A 19,596-nucleotide genomic window follows, 5' to 3' on the forward strand; every position below is an offset into this window, starting at 1 on the left:
GCTGCACGCGGAGTTGCAACAGCGGATGCGCCCGGCCGGCATAAAGGTTTTAATTAATAGCCAGCTTTTTACTTAGTTCAATGCCGCTTGTTGTGCGAACTTTAACCAAGTAAAATCCGCGTGACAAATTTGCAGTGTTCAGCTCAAACTGACGATCGTTCACCGATTTCTTGACAACACATTTTCCACTTAAATCGTAAATCTCAAGCGATTCAATGGTTTCTGATGGTAAACTGAAAAAGACTTGCGTTGTAGCCGGATTAGGATAAATCTGCAACTGCTCATTTAGAGGCTGATTAACCAATAAGTTTTCGAAAAATACTGTTGTATGGGTGTTTGTACTAATCGGCGGATTGGTATCAAAATAAATTGCTCCAGTTTTGGCGATTATATCATTAACAGTAAAACCAGGATTCAATTTGATTTTAAAAGTGAGGTAACCAATACTCTCAGCGGGACTTTGCACTGCACCGGGTAATTGGATAAAGTCAAAAAACCAATTTACTTCATTGCCTATTCGTTGCATGTAATAGCTGTGACTAGCGCCAACCATACGCAAAGATTCGAGATTATATTGCGGACCGAGGATGTCTTCGATACGCACATTTATAGCGTTTGCGGTTCCTGTATTTTGAAAACGAATGGTGTACTCTAGATAATCATTTTCTGAAAAATTCGCAAATTCGATGCTTCCTCCGTGTTTTTCTTGCGTGTTGTTCGGATCATAGGCGGCTACAATAATTTGTTTTAAGCTCGCGGTATTATCGTCGATAAAAGCGTCGTTTGAATTGCTTACTTGGGCACTAGAAGTTAAAATATCATCGAAGCTAACTTCTGGAATTGGAGGAATAGAATAGGTAACGAGATACGTTCTGATTTCATTTGGAACTAAGTTTGCGTAATCAACGGAAAAGCCAGTAGTATTTAGTTGCACTGGAGGCGAAACATTGCTAATTGTTGCAATATTTGGTTTTTGGAAAAAGAGCGTACCGGAGGCATTCCCGTTACCGTTGTTTTTTAATTGTACTTTTAGTTTGCCAATGCCTCCCGCGATTGGTTCTTGATACGGAATTACAGAAACGCTCACATCAGCAAAAGGTTGCACTATAGTTATTGGGAACTTTATGGTTTGCGTACCGCTACCCGCTGGTATTGAAATATTATTGTACGTGCTAGTTGTCAGAGAATAAAAAGATAAATACTCAGGATTGATTTGATAGGAAATATCGTAAGTATTATTGCCACCTGTTTGATCGAATAAATTAAACTTACCCGTCGGATTTTGAATATTAACGGGCTCTATTGCATCGTTAACCGTATACGAGAACTGGCCGTTTGAGAAAAGTGGTTCATTGTCTTGTTGCTGTCCGTCATTGTTAAGGTCGTAGAAGGCGGAAAGTTGAATAAAATCTGTACATTCTGGAGGACCTGCTAAAAATGTACCTGCTTGTATAAATATCGCTGTATCATAAGAGGCGTCTCCAAAATCGCCAACTATTAATTTAATATTGTACAGTTCATTTGGTATTATCTGGGCTGATGCTGTCATTACCTCAGTAATACCGTTGAAATTGATGTTGTTGATAAACTCACCCCTAAAATCGTTCATTGCTTGGTAAGATTTAAAGAATTGTGGGTTTACTGAATTACATAATGAATTATAACTTGCATCGCGCACTGTTACGACACTAACCGGACTATTAGTGTTCGGAACTAGTGCTAAATTAGTTGTCATTCCCGATTGAACATTTGTTAATACAAAAGCAAAAGTATCGACAAAATTACACTGAAATACGCCATATTCATCGGAGGCCAGTAAGAAATTAAAATTGAGATTTTCATACTGCGACACAAAATCGAATGAAAGTTTACTAACATTCAAATTTTGCCCAAACGAACCATTTATCTGGCTGGCAACTGTGCTTAAATTGCTATCGTTCATCATCCAATTTGAATTTGCACCACCGGATAAGTTAGATGTATTATATGAACTTATTTCAGAAACCGCACCAGAGGATAACACTATCCCTGATGAAAGCGGAAAACTAGGGTCTGTATTAAAAAATGCTCCAATACCGTTAACAGAATTAAAATTTACACCCGTACTCGAATTTATGTTTGATACTTGAACACAATCATTTCCTAAAAGAATATCTGTGACTAAATTTTCAATAGATTGCGTTTCATCGATTTGCATCAATTCGGGCATTTTTCGCAAATGCAAACTCATTAACCAAAGCTGTGTTGAAACGGGTTGTGGGTCAATCAACGAAACTTTTATAAGATACTCGCTACCTACCTGAAAAAAACCTGTAAAACTAGACTGATTGCATAGTAACGTATTCGCGATAGCAACAGTATTTTGATAAATAGTTATCTTATAATTTTGGTCTAGATTATTGTTGCCAAAAGGCTTTGCAAATAAGGTATAGTTCTTTCCATCGCCTTGAAAACTATACCAAACATCAGATATTGTATTTGAAAGTTGACCGCAATTTTGAGGAACATTAGAAATACTTGCTCCATTAATATATTGATTGAATACAGTATCAGCCTGATTTGCAATTTGCTGAATTTCCCTTGCTCCTTCAACATTATCATTACTAGGCTTTTCAATTACTGCGATACTAAAAGAAGCTGTGCCAGACAATTGTAAGGAATTAATACTATTTACTGATACTCTGATATAATAGGTCAAACCCGAAACTAAATTAAAAAACATGCCATTTGGCGTTGAAACTTGAGAACAGGTCACAATTTGTGGATTACCTTCAACGGTTGTATAAATATCATAATTTAATGAATTTTCCTGCAATAAACTATCGTATAACAAAACGGCAACTTGGTTTTCATTTGCCACAAATTTGTACCAAAGGTCAGGAAGATTGGAGGAATTACATGTATTCATGCTAGAAGTGGCTGTGACTAGAGAACCTATCAATGGGGTGTAGTTTGTGTTTGCAGTTCCGCTATAAATAGTAATTAACTCAGCAGATTGGAACTCATCATTTTCTGACGGTGTTAAAACAGAAAGATTAAATTTAATTGAGTTATCCAAATATATTCCGTATATTTATACCTGATTTAAAATGATTTGCACCTGTTCACAGGTCAAAATATCCTAGACTTTTCAAAAGCTTTCCCCGATGACGATGCTTGCTTGGCATATTTAGCCGATTTAAAATGGCGTGACGGGTTTGTTTGTAAAAAATGTGGCCACACATCCGGCTGTAAAAAAGCGGGGCATAAATACCACTGTTACAAGTGCAATCACGTTGAAACAGCTAAAGCAGGAACCCTGTTCCACCGCGTTCGTTTTGGTATTCGTAAAGCCTTTTTGATCATTTTTGAGATGACCACTAGCACNTTGATTTTGGCAATGCCATTCTTCTGTTGTCCAACGTGATTATTTTTTCAACTATGTTCGGGTATTTCTGCGGAAAAAGAGCAGTCATATCTCCACCGTTAGAATGTCCGATAAGCGTTATGTGTTTAAAGTCCAAATCAGGATTTGTTTTTTTAAGTTCGTTGATAACGAATAAAATATTGTCTGCACCACGTTCCCAAACTGGTCGTCTTACAATTTGTGGATTTCCTGTTAATGGTAATAAACTGTCGGTTGAAAGTTCGTGTTGAATGCTTACAACGAAAAATCCTTTTGTTGCTAAAAATTCAGTCAGATATGAATACGCTAAATAGTCACCACCTTTATTTTGTCCATAACCGTGACTGAAAATGACAATTTTCTGTTTTTCAGTAACTTCTGAGGTTGGTTTATAAATTGCAATTGGAATTTCTCTCTGTCTGCTTTGGTCGTATATTTTTAAAGTGTCAAAGCTAAACTTATAATGAGATTTGTTTTCAACAGATTTTCCAATCGTTGAATAACTTGTAAAAAGTCCTATTGTGAATATGTAAAGTATTTTAATCATTTTATTTCTTTTTCGGTGTGTCGTTTTACAATGACCGCTAACGGTTCGGGTATTTCCGCAGTGGGGGAGTTTTAGCACAAATGTTCAATTGAAAAACTAAACTTGAAACTTGCACTTCACTTTCATAGAAACACGAAACCCCGGCTTTTGCAAATATGATGTTATGCCCAGCTTTTTTCAATTTGTTCAAAAATATTTACGATAATATCTTCTTCATTAACTTGAATATTATATTTAGTGTTAATCAGTTCAATTTGTTGAGTACTTAATTCTAAGTCTTTTATATTGTATTCATCATCTATTTGCGTACAGGAGTCTTCTCCAATTAGTTCAAAAAAATCTATTGAAATTCCATTAAGAAAGTATTTTTCAAATTTTTCTTTTGGTACAAAGGGGTTAAGAACTTGGTCGGACAAAATCGGGTGTAATTTATTTTTAGACTTATATTCTTCATAAAGATTTTTTAGCCTTTCAATAGCTTCGTCTTCTGTATGACCTAAAGTCATAATATTGTCATTCACAAATTTTGCAAAGTACTTTGGATTCTGCGGATTTATCTTATACTCAGTGGTAATTCCAGTCACTATTCTATATTTTCCTTTAATAAATTCCATTCGATATTTCGTATTAGGTTTTAAAGTTGGGCACAACTAGACAATTGGCGAAGTTTCTTCCTTTTTCTCAATTTTCAAAAACGAGCTTAAATTATTTATTCACAACACATTGCATCAAAAAATTTATGCGCATTTTGAATCTACTAAATGGGAAAGTTGTTTTGCCTTTTGTCTTTCACGAATGTACGTTTTTTCCACTAAACGTTAGTAACGTATGCCCTAGCCCCGACTGCAGCGGCAGCCCGGAGAAAAAGCAGCTTGACGGAAGCGCGGCTGTGGTGGCGACCCCAGAAGCCCACCGCAGCGCGACTGAAGGCAGCTGGTTTTTTGAGGACTACAGCGAAAGGCGGGATTAGCTACAAATAGAAGAATAGAAAATTTGAAAAAATGGAAAATAATTGAAAAAAGACTAAGATAGAAAAAAAGGAAAAAGGAAATTACGATAGCTATCGGAACTATCCCAACACATGTCGGGACTCGTCTTTAACTCGATAAAATCGGAACTAGCTACCCATTAAAGACACATCAGATGGTAAATTCATTTCATTTCCACCTTCTGCAAATTCATTCAGCGACGATAAATCGGTATGATGGGTTCTGTTGCTGATCAACCTCAGATAATCGATAAAATATCAACGCCGCATGCTTTAGCCACAAAAATAAATTAGAATAATTTCGCGGCTCCGATTGTACCGCATTGAGCAGATTGTAATGCCGCCCGTGTCCAACTTTTTTTAAGAAAAAGTAAAATTTATTTAAAATAGTATGCGTGCATAGTATTTTTAGTTATCTTTGAAATCGTTGTAGTTGACTTATGAAAGAAAAAACAATCGATTATATATTACGTGCTACTTGGCAAGCAGTTGCCCGCATGTACAACGAAGAAGCTAACAAATACGGCGCATCGATGGCAGTTGGTTTTGCTTTGCTATCGATCGATAAAGAAGAAGGAACGCCCTCAACTTCGCTTGGCCCACGAATGGGAATGGAAGCTACCAGTGTAACCCGAACCCTAAAATCGATGGAAGATCGCGGTTTGATTGAACGCCGACCCAACCCCGACGACGGACGCGGCGTACTCATTTACCTTACCGAGGAAGGCAAAAACAAACGAGCACTTTCAAAAGAAACCGTACTTCGATTCAACGAAAAGGTAAAAAGCGTGGTTACACCCGAACAACTCGCCAACTTCATTGAAGTAGCCGACAAAATAAACGAACTCATCCAAGAGAAATCTATTTTCAATACAAACGAACTCCTTTCAAATGAAAAGAATTATTAAAAAAGTTGCTGTGATTGGCAGCGGAATCATGGGTTCCGGAATTGCATGCCATTTTGCAAACATCGGCTGCGAAGTTTTGCTGCTCGACATAGTTCCAAACGCACTGCTGCCCGCCGAAGAAGCCAAAGGCCTAACCCTAGAAAGTAAAGCCGTTCGAAACCGAATTGTGAACGAGCATTTAGCTAACGCAATTAAATCGAAGCCCGCCCCACTCTACCACAGCAGTTTCGCTCAACGCATTACCACCGGAAACACCACCGATGATATGGCACGTATTGCCGATGTCGATTGGATTATCGAAGTAGTGGTGGAACGCCTGGACATCAAAAAACTAGTTTTCGAGCAAATCGACAAGTACCGACGTCCGGGAACTCTTGTGTCATCGAACACCAGCGGAATTCCTATTGCATTGATGAGCGAAGGCCGTAGTGCCGATTTCCAAGAGCACTTTTGCGGAACACACTTTTTTAATCCGGCGCGTTACCTAAAATTGTTCGAAATCATTCCTGGGCCACAAACCTCAAAAAATGTATTGCAATTCTTAGAAAGCTACGCCGAGAAATTCTTGGGAAAAACTCCTATCACTACCAAAGATACGCCTGCCTTTATCGGAAACCGCATCGGAATATTCGGTATTCAGAGTTTATTCCATCTCGTAAAAGAAATGGGACTCACCGTTGAGGAAGTCGACAAACTTACGGGTCCGGTTATTGGTAGGCCAAAATCGGCTACATTCCGTACCGTCGACGTTGTTGGTTTAGATACATTGGTACACGTAGCAAACGGCTTATACCAAGGTGTACCAAACGACGAGGCGCACGATTTGTTTGCACTACCCGATTTCATTCAAAAAATGATGGAAACCAACAAGCTAGGAAGCAAAACCGGCGAAGGGTTCTACAAAAAAGAAGGCAAAGAAATTTTAACCCTCGATTTGGACACCTTAACGTATCGCGCTGCCAAAAAAGCATCGTTTGCCACTTTAGAACTCACCAAAACAATCGAACGACCGATAGATCGTTTTAAAGTGCTCATCACTGGCAAAGACAAGGCAGGCGAGTTTTACCGACGCAACTTAGGTGCCATGTTTGCCTACGTGGCGAATCGTATTCCAGAAATCACCGACGAACTTTTCAAAATAGATGCTGCCATGAAAGCGGGCTTTGGTTGGGAAAACGGTCCGTTTGAAATTTGGGATGCCGTTGGCTTGGAAAAAGGAATCGAGCTCATTGCTGCCGAAAAAGGCACGCTTGCCACTTGGGTTTCTGACATGCAACAAGCGGGAATCAAATCGTTTTATAAAATCGATTCTGGGAAGACTCTTTTTTACGACATCGCTTCAAAATCTTACCAAGTAATTCCGGGTCAGGAAAGCTTCATTATTTTAGACAACATCCGCGAAAGCAAAAAAGTGTGGGCAAATTCGGGTGCTGTAATTCAGGATATTGGAGACGGTATCTTGAACTTAGAGTTTAGATCTAAAATGAATACGATTGGCGGCGAAGTTTTACAAGGAATCAATAAAGCCATCGATTTAGCCGAGAAAGATTTCCAAGGATTGGTGATCGGAAATCAGGCTGCAAACTTTACAGTAGGCGCCAATTTAGGAATGATTTTTATGATGGCCGTAGAGCAAGAATACGACGAACTCAACATGGCTATCAAACTGTTCCAAGATACCATGATGCGTTTGCGTTACTCGGCAATTCCGATAATTTCTGCGCCACATGGAATGACCTTTGGCGGTGGTTGCGAATTGAGCATGCACGCCGACAAAGTGGTAGCTGCCGCAGAAACGTATATGGGATTGGTTGAATTTGGCGTGGGCGTTATTCCAGGCGGAGGCGGTTCGAAAGAAATGGCCTTACGTGCATCGGATTTATTCCGCAAAAACGACGTCGAATTAAACGTCTTGCAAGAGTATTTCTTGACAATCGCCATGGCAAAAGTATCCACTTCGGCCTACGAAGCCTTCGATACCGGATTGTTGCAAAAACATAAAGACGTAGTAGTTGTGAATAAGGATCGTCAGATTTACGAAGCCAAGAAACATGCTATCTTACTGGCAGAAGCCGGCTATACACAACCAGTGAAACGCAAAGACATTAAAGTACTCGGAAAACAAGCCTTGGGTATGTTCTTGGTAGGAACCGACCAAATGAAAGCCGGTAGTTATATCTCGGATCACGATAAGAAAATGGCAAATAAACTCGCTTACGTCATGGCGGGCGGCGATTTATCCGAACCAACACTCGTAACCGAGCAGTACCTACTCGACATCGAACGCGAAGCATTTTTGAGCTTGTGTACGGAGCGTAAAACATTAGAGCGAATTCAATTTATGCTAACGAAGGGTAAACCTTTGCGGAATTAGAAGTGAGATGGTTGTATTAAGACCTTAGTATTAAGACTGAAGAAATTGATGGGTTTATGCACAACTTTGAAAAGCTAAAAATCTGGCAAAAGGCGATAGAAATCGCAGTTCGAGTGTATGAAGCAACAGCGCCTTTACCAGCAGAGGAACGATACAATTTAACAAATCAGATAAAAAGATGTGCAATATCAATTCCTTCAAACATAGCTGAGGGTGCCGGCAGAAATCACGAAAAAGAGTTTATTCAATTTTTAGCGATTGCGAACGGTTCGACTTATGAATTAATGACACAACTAATACTTGCCCAAAAATTGAAATTACTAGATGAGGCTACGGTACAGCCGCTTATTGAACAACTGATTGAGGTTTCGAATATGAATTTGGCATTTCAAAAAACACTAAAAGTAAAGTAAGATGCATTCAAGAATAATAGTGACGAAACAGCTTAAAAACTCAAAAGGCAGTACTAGCTTTTTAGTGAATTCATACGCGTCTTTTCTGAATGTTCTATTGAAAATGGCATTTGTCCATCTAGCAGATTCAATGTTTACAGTAATCAAACGCAGGCACATAAAAAGTTTAAAAATTAGTAGTTACTTATATGCATAAAGACATTAAAATCAAATTCTTACACTTAACACACAAATCTTAATACTGAATACTCAAGTCTTAATACTTAATACATAAGTCTTAATACTTAATACTCAAATCTTAATACTTAAACAAAAAATAACAATCATGAAAACAGCATATATCGTTTCCGGCTACCGAACTGCCGTAGGAAAAGCTCCGAAAGGCGTGTTCCGTTTTAAACGTCCGGACGAACTGGCAGCAGAAACCATTGCCTACCTGATGGCGCAGTTTCCACAAATTGACAAGAAAGAAATTGACGACGTTATTGTAGGAAATGCCATGCCTGAAGCCGAACAAGGCCTGAACGTGGGGCGACTAATCTCGCTCATGGGACTTAAAGTTGAAGACGTTCCTGGCGTTACCGTAAATCGCTATTGCGCATCAGGTTTAGAAACTATCGGGATCGCTACTGCAAAAATTCAAAGCGGTATGGCCGATTGTATCCTAGCAGGTGGTGCCGAAAGCATGAGCTACATTCCGATGGGCGGATACAAACCAGTACCCGACTACGATGTGGCTAAATCCGGTCACGAAGATTATTACTGGGGCATGGGGCTTACCGCCGAGGCTGTAGCTAAACAATTTAACATCAGTCGCGAGGACCAAGATCAGTTTGCCTTCGAATCGCATCAAAAAGCATTGAAAGCCATAGCCGAAAATAAATTCGACAATCAAATTGTTCCGATTACTGTTGAACAAACGTTTTTAAACGAAAAAGGTAAAAAAGAAACCAAATCGTATATCGTTACTCAAGATGAAGGGCCACGTGCCGACACCAACCTGGCGGCTTTAGCTAAACTCCGCCCTGTTTTTGCTGCCGACGGTACCGTAACTGCCGGAACGTCTTCGCAAATGAGCGACGGCGCTGCGTTTGTACTGGTTGTAAGTGAAGAATTTTTGAAGCGTCATAATTTAACGCCCATCGCGCGATTAGTAAATTTTGCATCATCGGGCGTTGAACCACGTATTATGGGAATTGGTCCTGTAAAAGCAATTCCAAAAGCCTTAAAGCAAGCCGGCTTGTCGCAAAACGATATTCAGTTAATCGAATTAAACGAAGCATTTGCGGCACAATCGTTAGCCGTTATTCGCGAGTTGCAACTCAATCCAGAAATCATCAACGTAAACGGAGGTGCCATTGCTTTGGGCCATCCGCTAGGTTGCACTGGAGCAAAACTCACCGTACAACTGTTCGACGAAATGAAACGCCGCAACCTAAAATACGGACTCGTAACCATGTGCGTCGGCACCGGACAAGGAACCGCTGGAGTGTTTGAGATTTTGTAGAAGCGAGAAGCGAGTCCCGATGGCTATCGGGAGAGAAGCGAGTCCCGATGGCTATCGGGAGAGAAGCGAGATTATTAGAGATAATGAAACACAATTTTAAAAATTTAAAAATTTGGAATCTTGCGATGGAAATTGCGTTGGACATTCATAAAGCAACGCAGGATTTTCCAAAACACGAACTATACGGCTTGTCAAGTCAGCTAAATAGAGCCGCTGTTTCCATGGCCTCTAATATTGCAGAGGGTTCGAATCGCGGAAATAATTATTTCTTGCATTTTCTCAATATCAGCTTAGGTTCATCATTTGAAGTACAAACACAAATTTTAATAGCACATCAAAATAATTATTTAGATAACGATAAGGCAAAGGCGATTGAAGACAAACTAGACGAATTCCAAAAAATGATGACTGGATTCATCAACAAATTAGAAGGAACTCATCAAGTCTTGTTTCTCGTTTCTCGTCTCTAGCCTCTTAAAAGCAAAACTATGAACAATGTAACCCGCGGAGGACAATTCCTCGTTAAACAAACAGCTTGTGAAGATGTATTCACACCGGAAGATTATACTGAAGAGCAACTTATGATGCGTGACTCTGTAAAAGAGTTCATCGACAAAGAAGTTTGGCCATTCAAAGACCGTTTTGAGAAAAAAGATTACGCCTTTACCGAAGCGTGTATGCGAAAAGCTGGCGAAATGGGATTCCTTTCCGTTGCCGTTCCAGAAGCCTACGGCGGAATGGGAATGGGATTTGTCGACACCGTTTTAGTGTGCGACTACATCTCGGGAGCTACCGGCTCATTCTCAACCGCTTTCGGCGCGCATACCGGAATCGGAACCATGCCAATTACCCTTTACGGTACTGAAGCCCAAAAAGCAAAATACGTACCTAAATTGGCTAGCGGAGAATGGTTTGGCGCTTACTGCCTTACCGAACCCGGCGCTGGATCCGATGCCAACTCCGGAAAAACTAAAGCCGTACTTTCCGAAGACGGAACACACTACAGCATTACCGGACAGAAAATGTGGATTTCAAACGCCGGATTCTGTAACCTTTTTATCGTATTTGCACGAATCGAAAACGATAAAAACATCACCGGATTTATCGTAGAAAACGATCCGTCGAACGGAATTTCTATGAACGAAGAAGAGCATAAACTCGGAATCCGTGCATCGAGTACACGACAAGTGTTCTTTAACGAAACTAAAGTGCCCGTAGAAAATATGCTTTCAGAGCGCGGAAATGGCTTTAAAATTGCCATGAATGCCCTTAATGTGGGGCGCATTAAATTGGCGGCAGCTTGTTTAGATGCACAGCGTCGCGTAACCAGCGGTGCCGTGAAGTACGCCAACGAGCGCGTGCAATTTAACGTGCCAATTTCAAGTTTTGGTGCCATCAAATACAAATTGGCGGAAATGGCAACGAGCTGTTATGCCGGAGAAAGTGCTACGTATCGCGCGTCAAAAGACATTGAAAATCGAATTAAACTGCGCGAAGAAGCGGGCGAATCGCATCAAGAAGCCGAATTAAAAGGTGTTGAAGAATTTGCCATCGAATGTTCGATCTTGAAAGTGGCCGTTTCAGAAGATATCCAAAACTGTTCCGATGAAGGCATTCAAATTTTGGGTGGTATGGGATTTTCGGAAGATACGCCTATGGAAAGCGCTTGGCGTGATGCCCGTATTTCGCGGATTTACGAAGGCACAAACGAAATTAACCGCATGTTGTCGGTAGGAATGTTGATCAAAAAAGCCATGAAAGGTCACGTCGATTTACTCGCACCTGCAATGAAAGTAGCCGAAGAATTGATGGGCATTCCGGATTTCGACATTCCAGATTACAGCGAATTGTTTTCGGAAGAGAAAGACATGATTGTTCGTTTGAAGAAAGCATTTTTGATGGTTGCAGGTTCTGCGGTTCAAAAGTTTGGTCCAGATTTGGAGGAACACCAGCAATTATTGATGGCTGCGGCCGATATGCTCATCGAAATTTATATGGCCGAATCAACTATTTTGAGAACCGAGAAATTGGCGAAAAAAGTGGGTCAAGATGCGTGTAAAGAGCAAATTGCTATGGCACAATTGTATTTATACAAAGCTGTCGACGTGATTTCGCAAAAAGGAAAAGAGAGCATTGTATCTTTTGCTTCGGGCGACGAGCAGCGCATGATGCTCATGGGCTTGCGTCGTTTCACCAAGTACACCAATATGCCAAATATAGTAGGCTTACGCGAACAAATTGCAGCAAAGTTAATCGCTGCAAACGAGTACTGCTTCTAATTTCAATTTTGCATATAGATAAGCGTCGGTTGAAAAATCGGCGCTTTTTTTATGAATACTATTCTGAATCCGATGTGAAAATCGCGCGTAGTAAACAGCTAAACAATTGATTAAAAGGTGAATTTCTTTTCGAATTCCGGAATATTCCAATAAAATCTAACGAAGTACGGTTTTTCAGAAGCTAATCCCGCCATTTGCTGCAAATCCGCGCCAAAAAATCGTTTTTTACGCGCGCTTGCTGTGGCTCATAAAATCGCCCAGCCGCTGCGGTAAAAAATCGGTTTTTCGGCTGTGGGTTTTCCGCGTCTGTCGGGGCTAGGAAATCGTGCACCGAAATACGTCTTTGGGTTGAAACGTTTCTGCTAGCGCTCTGAAAAATGGCCCAAATGCGCGTCGTAACGAGATTTCGCCGACAGATAAAATGGGGTTATAACGTTTTTTACTTTTTGAAACAGTACTCCGAAGTCGGGAGACTTCGGAGAGCGAGGCAAATTATATACTCAATATTTCATCCGGATTAAACGTGGGAATTTCACTTGTTTTAAAATCTTTAGTATTGCGAGTAACAATACAATCAATGTTTTCGATCGAGGACGCACAAAGTATTTGAATCGCAGCTTCAAAGTCCTTGTGTTTTGATCGTAGTCCTTTCTCTAAAACAGCTGCATCAACAGCGACCACAGTTATGTAATCAAGAAGATTATATAAAACTTCTCGAAGTTCTTTTTCTCCCAAATACTTTTTCAGTAAATAATGCGTGGTAATAATCGAATGTGATGAAGCGAAAAGCTCTACTTCCTTCAATTCCGCTTTCCGAAATATTTGAATAGCGTGTTTACTAAAAGGGTTTCTGTCAGCAATTAGATCGACGATAACATTTGTGTCTAAAAACAACTTTTTCATAAATGTTTCTTTTCCAATGCCGAGCGCAATTCTTCTTTTTCGTCAAAATTTTCTGGCAGACTTACCACGCCAACTATCTTCTGTAATTTAGGCGATAACTCACCATCGATACTATCTTCCGTGATTGTAATCAAGTAATTTTCGATAAGTTCTGAAAGACTTCTTCCTGTGTTTTTCGCATACAATTTTGCACGTTCGATAACAGATTTTTCTACGGTCAAAGTAAGTTTAGTTGTCATGATACGTATCTTTTTATCAAAAATACGTATATGCTTTTTTATTTCCAAATGGGGAGCCTACCCCGAGCTCCGGAAAGTCTCCCGACTTTGAGGTATGACAATATAACACACTAGAAAATCAATTGAATTACATAGAAAAAATAGCGAAAATGCTCATCAATTACTTTACTATGTTTTAAATGATTACTCCGAAGTCGGGAGATTTCGGAGAGCGAGTACGTCGAAGTCGGGAGACTTTGGAGAGCGAGGCTTATGCATTTTACTTTTTAAAAGAGGCTGTGCAACAGCTACCGCTGACAGCGTCAGTTTGTTCCTCATTTTCAGATTTATGTATTAGAATTTAATACAAATACTTGCTAAGTAGAGATTAAAGCGTAAATTTACTCTATATTAATTGTAAAAATGCAATTCTGAATATGAAAGCACCAACAAAAATAGTGGTAGATAGAGGAGTGAAATTCAGTGCTGCCACCAAAAGTGAAAAATCAACTTCTGTTGATAAATTCTCACCAACATGGGTCGTTTATCATCCCAAAGATGCGCCAAGTTACAAGTTGGAATTAATTACTAGAATTAGAGATGGAGTCAAAAAGAATGATTGGAAGGACTTAATAGCAAGCATAGGTGCAAGGGAAAAGGAGTTTGAAGATATTTTACCAACTTCAATAAGTAGCATGCAAAAGAAGAAGGTATATAGCAAAGAAACTTCCGAAAGAATTTATGAAATATCACGCTTATTCGGATTAGGGTTTGAGGTATTTGATAGTCCTGATGATTTTAAAAGATGGCTGATAACGCCATCAAAAGCTCTTGGCAATAAAAAACCTTTTGATTTATTAGATAGTAGCTTTGGATTTGACATTGTGGAAAATGAGATTGTTAGAATACAATACAATGTTTACAGTTAATGATTGTATATCGAGTTGCTAACATAAAATATAAAGATTCTACATTATCTGGAATTGGTGCTGAGAAGGTAGGTGGCAGGTGGAATGAAGTTGGAACTCGTGCGGTATATTGCTCTGAAAATGTAGCACTTGCACTTCTGGAGTACTATGTACATTCTGATGATATTGCAAATCTACCTAAGAAAATTCTAGTGGCAAAAATTGAAATTCCAGCTGAATTTATTGTAAGTGACCTAGATGCCCTTCCAGAAGAATGGAATAAATACCCTTACTCGGCTAAAACAACAGAAGTGTTTTCTACATTAGCAAAGAATAGAGATTTTTTTGCCTTGAGAGTCCCGTCGACTATTGTTCCCTTGGAGCATAACATTATTCTTAATCCATTGTATAAAGAATTCGGCAAGGTTGAAATTCTTGAATTCTTGGAATTGCCTATAGATGAAAGATTAAAACCCAATACCCTTTAGGATCAATATCAAGAACCTGTATTTGTCTTGCGAAGTATTGATTTTCGACTTAGTCAAATTGCAGATAACGTACGGTAAATTAGTGAAGTCTCTACCATTTTTCAATTTTCAAAAACAAGCTTAACTTATTATCACAGCAAATTGCAGCGATAAATTCATTTCCTTTCGTTCGTTGTGCAAAATCTCCCGACTTTGAGGTATGACAAATTAACGCACTACAAAATCATCTGAATTTGGACACTTACGACGTAGTAAAAACAGCTAAAGTGTTCTTAAATTACTTTACTACGTTTTAAACAATTACTCCGAAGTCGGGAGACTTCGGAGAGCAAGGTAAAAACAGTTACAGTGCTTTCTAACCACTTTCATACCTTTTAAATAAATACTCCGAAGTCGGGAGACTTCGGAGAGCGAGGTTCGCATTTTGCGAAACGCGTAGATGTGCGAAGGGCGTGTATTGATATGGTGGAAGGCGCGCCTTTCGCCACATCGTTTTGCAGCCACCCGAAGGTGGCGTTTTACTTTTTAACTTCATTTGAAAACTGCACTTCAAATATACGATTAACTGTCTAATGAAGCACTAAGCCGCCACTTTTGGGTAGGTGCTGTTACAAGCTGCCCTTCCTTCTTTCGAAGTTCTATATTGTCAAGTTAGCGCAGGTCTGCAAAGGGAAAAGCACACTCTTTTTCAAGTTTGGCTTTGTGAGCTGGTTTATGCTACTTGTGCGTTGGGTAAAAAAAGTTGCAATTCTTCTTGTCTATTTGAAATTTGTCCGTAAATTTGTCCGTGTCCGTAAAAATGTCCGCAATATGGTAAATGTCAAATTTTATTTAGATAAGGCTGATAAGTCGAAGCACTATCCAATTCATTTGGTTTTAAGGCAAAAAGATGTGCAAGTCAAAGTTGCGACTGGTGAAAAGGTTTTAAAGAAAGATTGGGATGCAAAAAAACAATTGGTCAAGGAAACAGAATACACGCATAAGTCAATCAATAAGTTCTTGTTGTTTTTAAAGCAAGAAGTTGAAAAGCATTTTGAAACAGCACCGCATAGTCAGTTTACCGATAAAAAAGTAAAGGAAAAGATTTTGTCACTTGTTAATAGCCGCAAACAAAATACTGACGTGTCAATGGTTTGTGAAGACCCGACCGAATATAAAGCTATGCAGAAAATTACATTTTTGGATTTATTTGCTGGTGCAGGAGGTTTTAGTGAGGGCTTTTTACAAGCGGAGTACGGAAACAAGTTTTATGATTTTCGTTTGGCAAGTGATATAAATGAAAATTGTGAATTAACGCATTTGGCTCGTTACAATTATCAATTAGGAATGGATGCGGAATTTCTTCGACAAGATATTACGGAGCATAATTTTATTGACAATCTTTTGAAAAAAATAAAAGGTCAAACCATAGATGTAGTTTGTGGAGGACCACCTTGTCAGAGTTTTAGTTTGGCTGGAAAGCGGAAAAAATTTGACAAGAAAGATGATTTGTTTGCTCATTACTTGAACGTGATAAAACTTCTTCGCCCGAAGTATTTTGTAATGGAAAATGTGAAAGGGATTTTGACAAAAGAGAGCGGGAAAATCAAGGAAATGATTTTGCAAGAAATTCGCTCAATTATTGATTTAAAAGAGTTTCATCAATTAATTCATTTTGTTGCTAACCTTAAAAAAGTAAATACAGAAAATCAATTTTTACTCGACTGTTATTTGCAACGGCTGAATTTTGAAAAAGCGGTTGATAAGGATTTAGACACTATTCGGGAAAGTTATATTCAGAATATTGAAAATAAATTTCGTGGTCTTGCTCCAAAAATTGCAGATTACAAAACTAGTAAAACGGATATAAATTTTTCGACTATTCGTCACGGTTTTAATTTGTTGAAGCGAGCGAAAGAATTGGCATGTATACGCAAAAAAGTTATTCAAGAGAAAAATCATAGCGATTTAGACAATGATTTTTTTGCTCCAAAGTTTGATGAATTTTTGGTGTCAATTGAGCCAAACAATATCATTGAAGAAGTGCATAATGCTTTTCAAAAATTAAATCCTTCCAATGCGTTTAAGAATGAAATTGCAGATATTATTTTGGCTTTAGAAATCTACAATTATTCGTTTGATGAATGCGTGCAAGGATTGAGTGAAATCGCAAAAAAACAGAATATTGAAAATGAATTGAACGAAATTTTATCTCATATTCGTTTATATAATATTGACCAACCTTTTGTTGCTTTGGCTTCCGATTATGGTGTTCCACAAAATCGGGAAAGGGTATTGTTTATTGGTTGTCGTAAAGACCAAAAACTAATCAAAAATGTTCCTGCGACTGTTTCTCAAAACGAAAAAGTTACCGTATTTGAAGCTTTGTATGATTTGGATTTTATTGGAAATGATGATGAAAAATTTAATTACGAAAACATCGATTTAAAGTCAAAATACAACGGTACGACCGAACAAATGAAAGGCTTATTGAAAAAGCGTTCTATTGACGGAAAATTCGACACAAAAAAGGGATTAACTTATGCTGAATGGTCGAGAAAAGGTAGATTAAACGGACGGTTTACTAATGCAAAAAATCCTTTTTATGTTCGGAATTTTGAAGAGTTGGAAAATGGTTTAACACATCTTGTTGCTCCGTTGCAAAATCACAAAACCAGCAAGCAAAATAATGATGTACTTAAGCGTTTATCTGTGATTTTAGAAACTGGAAATTACGATGAAGCCAAAGAACAATTAAAAATAATAGGCTTGAACTCGGAGAAAAGAAATTACAATGTTTTAAAGGCAGATGGACAGAGTTCTACGATTATGACCATTGCCGATGATTATATTCATTACGCAAGTCCGAGAGCTTTAACCGTTCGTGAAATGGCTCGTTTACAGTCGTTTGATGATAGCTTTGTTTTTCAAGGCAAACGCTCGACTGGTGGTAACAAAAGAAAATTTGAAGTACCCCAATTTACTTTGGTTGGTAATGCAGTTCCACCTTTAATGGCACGAGCCGTAGCATTAGAAATTTTAAAAAATATCAAATAATATCGAAGTATGAAAGCACTTGATTGGGATTAAATTTCGGAATAGCGTTTCTAATACCATTCCTTATCCCGCTTGTTCCGTTATTAAAGTTATTTGTAAATATTTCTTTAATTGATTTAGCAACGTGTTGCTCTGTTGGTTGTCCCCAATAATTTCCACCTGAAAGATTTGTTACTCGCTTTACGGCAACTTGATTTGAAGAATAATTTTGATTTTGATTGGAAGGTACTGTTACAAATGAATAGGTAAATTGATGTATGTTTTGAATACTATATCCATTTTTGCCGATTGTGATATTTCTACCACGGAAACCACCAGCAGAATATATCATATCCCAAAGCATTGGAATTTGGGCGTTATCATTCCAATTGGTTTTACATTGAATTATTCCTATTTCATATTGTTGAAAATCTCTTGATGCTAAGAAATTTAAAGCATTCAAATTAAGTTTTCCATTTCTGTTTAATACAGGAAGTTCTTGATTCTGATTGTTTTGAATATTTAGCGTGTTTATGTCTTGTGTGTATTCGGGAAGGTTTGGAAAAATTAAAATTGTAATATCGGATTCCGTGTTACAACCAAAATTTCCATAGTTTACAGTAATTGCGTCACGAATAGGTTCAGGTACTAAACTCATTTTTTTAACTGCTACAATGCGAGAACCAACCGTACAAAGATTAATATACCAACAAATTAAAGATTCCCAAGCTGCTCCACCTCCCGAAAGTTCTCCTTGTCCTCGTCCTGAAGTTCCTGTTGTTCTGAAAATTTGAGTTAGAAAATCTCCTAAATTTAAAAGAGCATTTTCGTCAAAGTTATCTCCGAGTATTCTTTGAATCTCCGGTTTCCAAATAATCCAACTGTTGTTAAACGTATTGGTGGCAAATAATCTTTGGACGGCTTCTTTTCTGAGTAATTCAGGGATATTATTGTACATTCTAATTGAAATCAAATTTTTACAATCTTTGCAAAGATACAATTTTGCTTATCAAATAGCTTTTAAAAGAGTTGAATTGTTGTTTTTAATTGTAGCGTTGGGAAAATTAAAGCTTTTTTGGTTTTTAGCGTTGGATTTGTGCGGATGGAAAAAACAAATGTGTTTGAATGTTCGGTGGCGTTCAGGGGTTGCTTGTAACGTGATGCGTATAAAAAATCGTTTTAATGTTTTTTATACGCTGTTAGCTTTAGTTGCCTTGCGTGGGATTTATAAACGAAAATTAAAATATGGAAACATTACACTTAACACTAAAAAAGAAATGGTTTGATATGATACTATCAGGCGAAAAGAAAGAGGAATACAGAGAAGTTAAAGATTATTGGATGAAGCGACTTGCAGGAATACAAGGATGTGGAACATCTTATAATTTTACCTTGCTATGTAATGCTGAAAACAAATGTAAAGAGTATAGTACCATTGTTTTTAAAAATGGATACTCAAAAGATGCTCCAACAATTATAATTGAATGTAAAGGCATTGAAGTAAAAGAGGGTAAAAAACAATGGGGCGCACCAAATTACAGAGTGTTTGCAATAAAACTTGGTAAAATTATTGAAACAAAAAACTGTGCGTTGGCAGGCAATTGAAGCTAACGTTTTGGGTATTGGCGATGGTGGGGCATTTGAAAAACGTTAGCTCAACATT

Annotated in this window: 16 protein-coding genes and 1 pseudogene; 12 read left to right on the forward strand and 5 right to left on the reverse strand. The window is 38.3% G+C overall.

The annotated features are described in order from the left end of the window. Positions 1 to 49: 49 nt before the first annotated feature. Positions 50 to 3,058, reverse strand: a complete 3,009-nt coding sequence (locus CHX27_RS13780; RefSeq protein ID WP_133063482.1) for a DUF7619 domain-containing protein — start codon at positions 3,056 to 3,058, stop codon at positions 50 to 52. A 36-nt stretch (positions 3,059 to 3,094) separates the two neighbouring features. On the opposite strand from CHX27_RS13780, the pseudogene CHX27_RS13785 reads away from it, so the two are divergent. Next, positions 3,095 to 3,364, forward strand: a pseudogene (locus CHX27_RS13785) (transposase); the annotation flags it as partial. 729 nt (positions 3,365 to 4,093) lie between these two features. Here the strand turns inward: CHX27_RS13785 and CHX27_RS13795 are convergent. Beyond that, positions 4,094 to 4,546 (reverse strand): hypothetical protein, encoded by a 453-nt coding sequence (locus tag CHX27_RS13795; protein ID WP_094487344.1) that lies wholly within the window; start codon positions 4,544 to 4,546, stop codon positions 4,094 to 4,096. A gap of 44 nt (positions 4,547 to 4,590) precedes the next feature. On the opposite strand from CHX27_RS13795, the gene CHX27_RS15365 reads away from it, so the two are divergent. From CHX27_RS15365 to CHX27_RS13825, 7 genes are all read left to right on the forward strand, one after another. Continuing rightward, complete coding sequence (locus tag CHX27_RS15365) at positions 4,591 to 4,902, forward strand: hypothetical protein (RefSeq protein WP_133063483.1); 312 nt, start codon at positions 4,591 to 4,593, stop codon at positions 4,900 to 4,902. A 458-nt stretch (positions 4,903 to 5,360) separates the two neighbouring features. Further along, positions 5,361 to 5,828: a MarR family winged helix-turn-helix transcriptional regulator gene (locus CHX27_RS13800; RefSeq protein ID WP_094487345.1), complete on the forward strand. Its 468-nt coding sequence runs from the start codon at positions 5,361 to 5,363 to the stop codon at positions 5,826 to 5,828. Beyond that, positions 5,812 to 8,202, forward strand: coding sequence for a 3-hydroxyacyl-CoA dehydrogenase/enoyl-CoA hydratase family protein (locus CHX27_RS13805; RefSeq protein ID WP_094487346.1), 2,391 nt, complete (start codon positions 5,812 to 5,814; stop codon positions 8,200 to 8,202). Before CHX27_RS13800 ends, CHX27_RS13805 begins: the two co-directional genes overlap by 17 nt. Positions 8,203 to 8,258: 56 nt before the next feature. Beyond that, entirely contained in the window at positions 8,259 to 8,615 is a 357-nt protein-coding gene (locus CHX27_RS13810) for a four helix bundle protein (RefSeq protein ID WP_094487347.1), read from the forward strand. Positions 8,616 to 8,940: 325 nt separating this feature from the next. Continuing rightward, positions 8,941 to 10,122, forward strand: a complete 1,182-nt coding sequence (locus tag CHX27_RS13815) for an acetyl-CoA C-acyltransferase (protein ID WP_094487348.1) — start codon at positions 8,941 to 8,943, stop codon at positions 10,120 to 10,122. Between the two features lie 83 nt (positions 10,123 to 10,205). Next, complete coding sequence (locus tag CHX27_RS13820; RefSeq protein WP_094487349.1) at positions 10,206 to 10,592, forward strand: four helix bundle protein; 387 nt, start codon at positions 10,206 to 10,208, stop codon at positions 10,590 to 10,592. A gap of 18 nt (positions 10,593 to 10,610) precedes the next feature. Further along, on the forward strand, positions 10,611 to 12,401 hold the full coding sequence (locus CHX27_RS13825; protein ID WP_094487350.1) for an acyl-CoA dehydrogenase family protein: 1,791 nt from the start codon (positions 10,611 to 10,613) through the stop codon (positions 12,399 to 12,401). A 492-nt stretch (positions 12,402 to 12,893) separates the two neighbouring features. Here the strand turns inward: CHX27_RS13825 and CHX27_RS13830 are convergent, their stop codons facing one another. Further along, complete coding sequence (locus CHX27_RS13830; RefSeq protein WP_094487351.1) at positions 12,894 to 13,304, reverse strand: type II toxin-antitoxin system VapC family toxin; 411 nt, start codon at positions 13,302 to 13,304, stop codon at positions 12,894 to 12,896. Next, positions 13,301 to 13,543 carry a DUF6364 family protein gene (locus CHX27_RS13835; RefSeq protein ID WP_094487352.1) on the reverse strand — a complete coding sequence of 81 codons (243 nt, stop codon included), beginning with the start codon at positions 13,541 to 13,543 and terminating at the stop codon, positions 13,301 to 13,303. The genes CHX27_RS13830 and CHX27_RS13835 overlap by 4 nt, the downstream gene beginning before the upstream one ends. Before the next feature lie 416 nt (positions 13,544 to 13,959). On the opposite strand from CHX27_RS13835, the gene CHX27_RS13840 reads away from it, so the two are divergent. The 3 genes from CHX27_RS13840 (at position 13,960) to CHX27_RS13850 (ending at position 17,954) form a co-directional block, all read left to right on the forward strand. Beyond that, positions 13,960 to 14,451, forward strand: a complete 492-nt coding sequence (locus CHX27_RS13840) for an antitoxin Xre/MbcA/ParS toxin-binding domain-containing protein (RefSeq protein WP_094487353.1) — start codon at positions 13,960 to 13,962, stop codon at positions 14,449 to 14,451. After that, positions 14,451 to 14,918: an RES family NAD+ phosphorylase gene (locus CHX27_RS13845; protein WP_094487354.1), complete on the forward strand. Its 468-nt coding sequence runs from the start codon at positions 14,451 to 14,453 to the stop codon at positions 14,916 to 14,918. The genes CHX27_RS13840 and CHX27_RS13845 overlap by 1 nt, the downstream gene beginning before the upstream one ends. Before the next feature lie 702 nt (positions 14,919 to 15,620). Further along, positions 15,621 to 17,954, forward strand: coding sequence for a DNA cytosine methyltransferase (locus tag CHX27_RS13850; protein WP_243389015.1), 2,334 nt, complete (start codon positions 15,621 to 15,623; stop codon positions 17,952 to 17,954). Here the strand turns inward: CHX27_RS13850 and CHX27_RS13855 are convergent. Continuing rightward, entirely contained in the window at positions 17,947 to 18,891 is a 945-nt protein-coding gene (locus tag CHX27_RS13855) for a hypothetical protein (protein WP_094487355.1), read from the reverse strand. The genes CHX27_RS13850 and CHX27_RS13855 overlap by 8 nt on opposite strands. 287 nt (positions 18,892 to 19,178) lie before the next feature. Between CHX27_RS13855 and CHX27_RS13865 the strand changes: the two genes are divergently transcribed. Continuing rightward, positions 19,179 to 19,538, forward strand: coding sequence for an ASCH domain-containing protein (locus CHX27_RS13865; RefSeq protein WP_094487357.1), 360 nt, complete (start codon positions 19,179 to 19,181; stop codon positions 19,536 to 19,538). Positions 19,539 to 19,596: the final 58 nt, after the last annotated feature.

The organism is Flavobacterium aurantiibacter, assembly GCF_002251775.1.
Taxonomy (GTDB): domain Bacteria; phylum Bacteroidota; class Bacteroidia; order Flavobacteriales; family Flavobacteriaceae; genus Flavobacterium; species Flavobacterium aurantiibacter.

What these genes read in the sequence shown, in the direction of transcription:
- CHX27_RS13795 (WP_094487344.1), bottom strand. Translation starts at nt 4,546, where the DNA reads ATGGAATTTATTAAAGGAAAATATAGAATAGTGACTGGAATTACCACT.
- CHX27_RS13800 (WP_094487345.1), top strand. Translation starts at nt 5,361, where the DNA reads ATGAAAGAAAAAACAATCGATTATATATTACGTGCTACTTGGCAAGCA.
- CHX27_RS13805 (WP_094487346.1), top strand. Translation starts at nt 5,812, where the DNA reads ATGAAAAGAATTATTAAAAAAGTTGCTGTGATTGGCAGCGGAATCATG.
- CHX27_RS13810 (WP_094487347.1), top strand. Translation starts at nt 8,259, where the DNA reads ATGCACAACTTTGAAAAGCTAAAAATCTGGCAAAAGGCGATAGAAATC.
- CHX27_RS13815 (WP_094487348.1), top strand. Translation starts at nt 8,941, where the DNA reads ATGAAAACAGCATATATCGTTTCCGGCTACCGAACTGCCGTAGGAAAA.
- CHX27_RS13820 (WP_094487349.1), top strand. Translation starts at nt 10,206, where the DNA reads ATGAAACACAATTTTAAAAATTTAAAAATTTGGAATCTTGCGATGGAA.
- CHX27_RS13825 (WP_094487350.1), top strand. Translation starts at nt 10,611, where the DNA reads ATGAACAATGTAACCCGCGGAGGACAATTCCTCGTTAAACAAACAGCT.
- CHX27_RS13830 (WP_094487351.1), bottom strand. Translation starts at nt 13,304, where the DNA reads ATGAAAAAGTTGTTTTTAGACACAAATGTTATCGTCGATCTAATTGCT.
- CHX27_RS13835 (WP_094487352.1), bottom strand. Translation starts at nt 13,543, where the DNA reads ATGACAACTAAACTTACTTTGACCGTAGAAAAATCTGTTATCGAACGT.
- CHX27_RS13840 (WP_094487353.1), top strand. Translation starts at nt 13,960, where the DNA reads ATGAAAGCACCAACAAAAATAGTGGTAGATAGAGGAGTGAAATTCAGT.
- CHX27_RS13845 (WP_094487354.1), top strand. Translation starts at nt 14,451, where the DNA reads ATGATTGTATATCGAGTTGCTAACATAAAATATAAAGATTCTACATTA.
- CHX27_RS13855 (WP_094487355.1), bottom strand. Translation starts at nt 18,891, where the DNA reads ATGTACAATAATATCCCTGAATTACTCAGAAAAGAAGCCGTCCAAAGA.
- CHX27_RS13865 (WP_094487357.1), top strand. Translation starts at nt 19,179, where the DNA reads ATGGAAACATTACACTTAACACTAAAAAAGAAATGGTTTGATATGATA.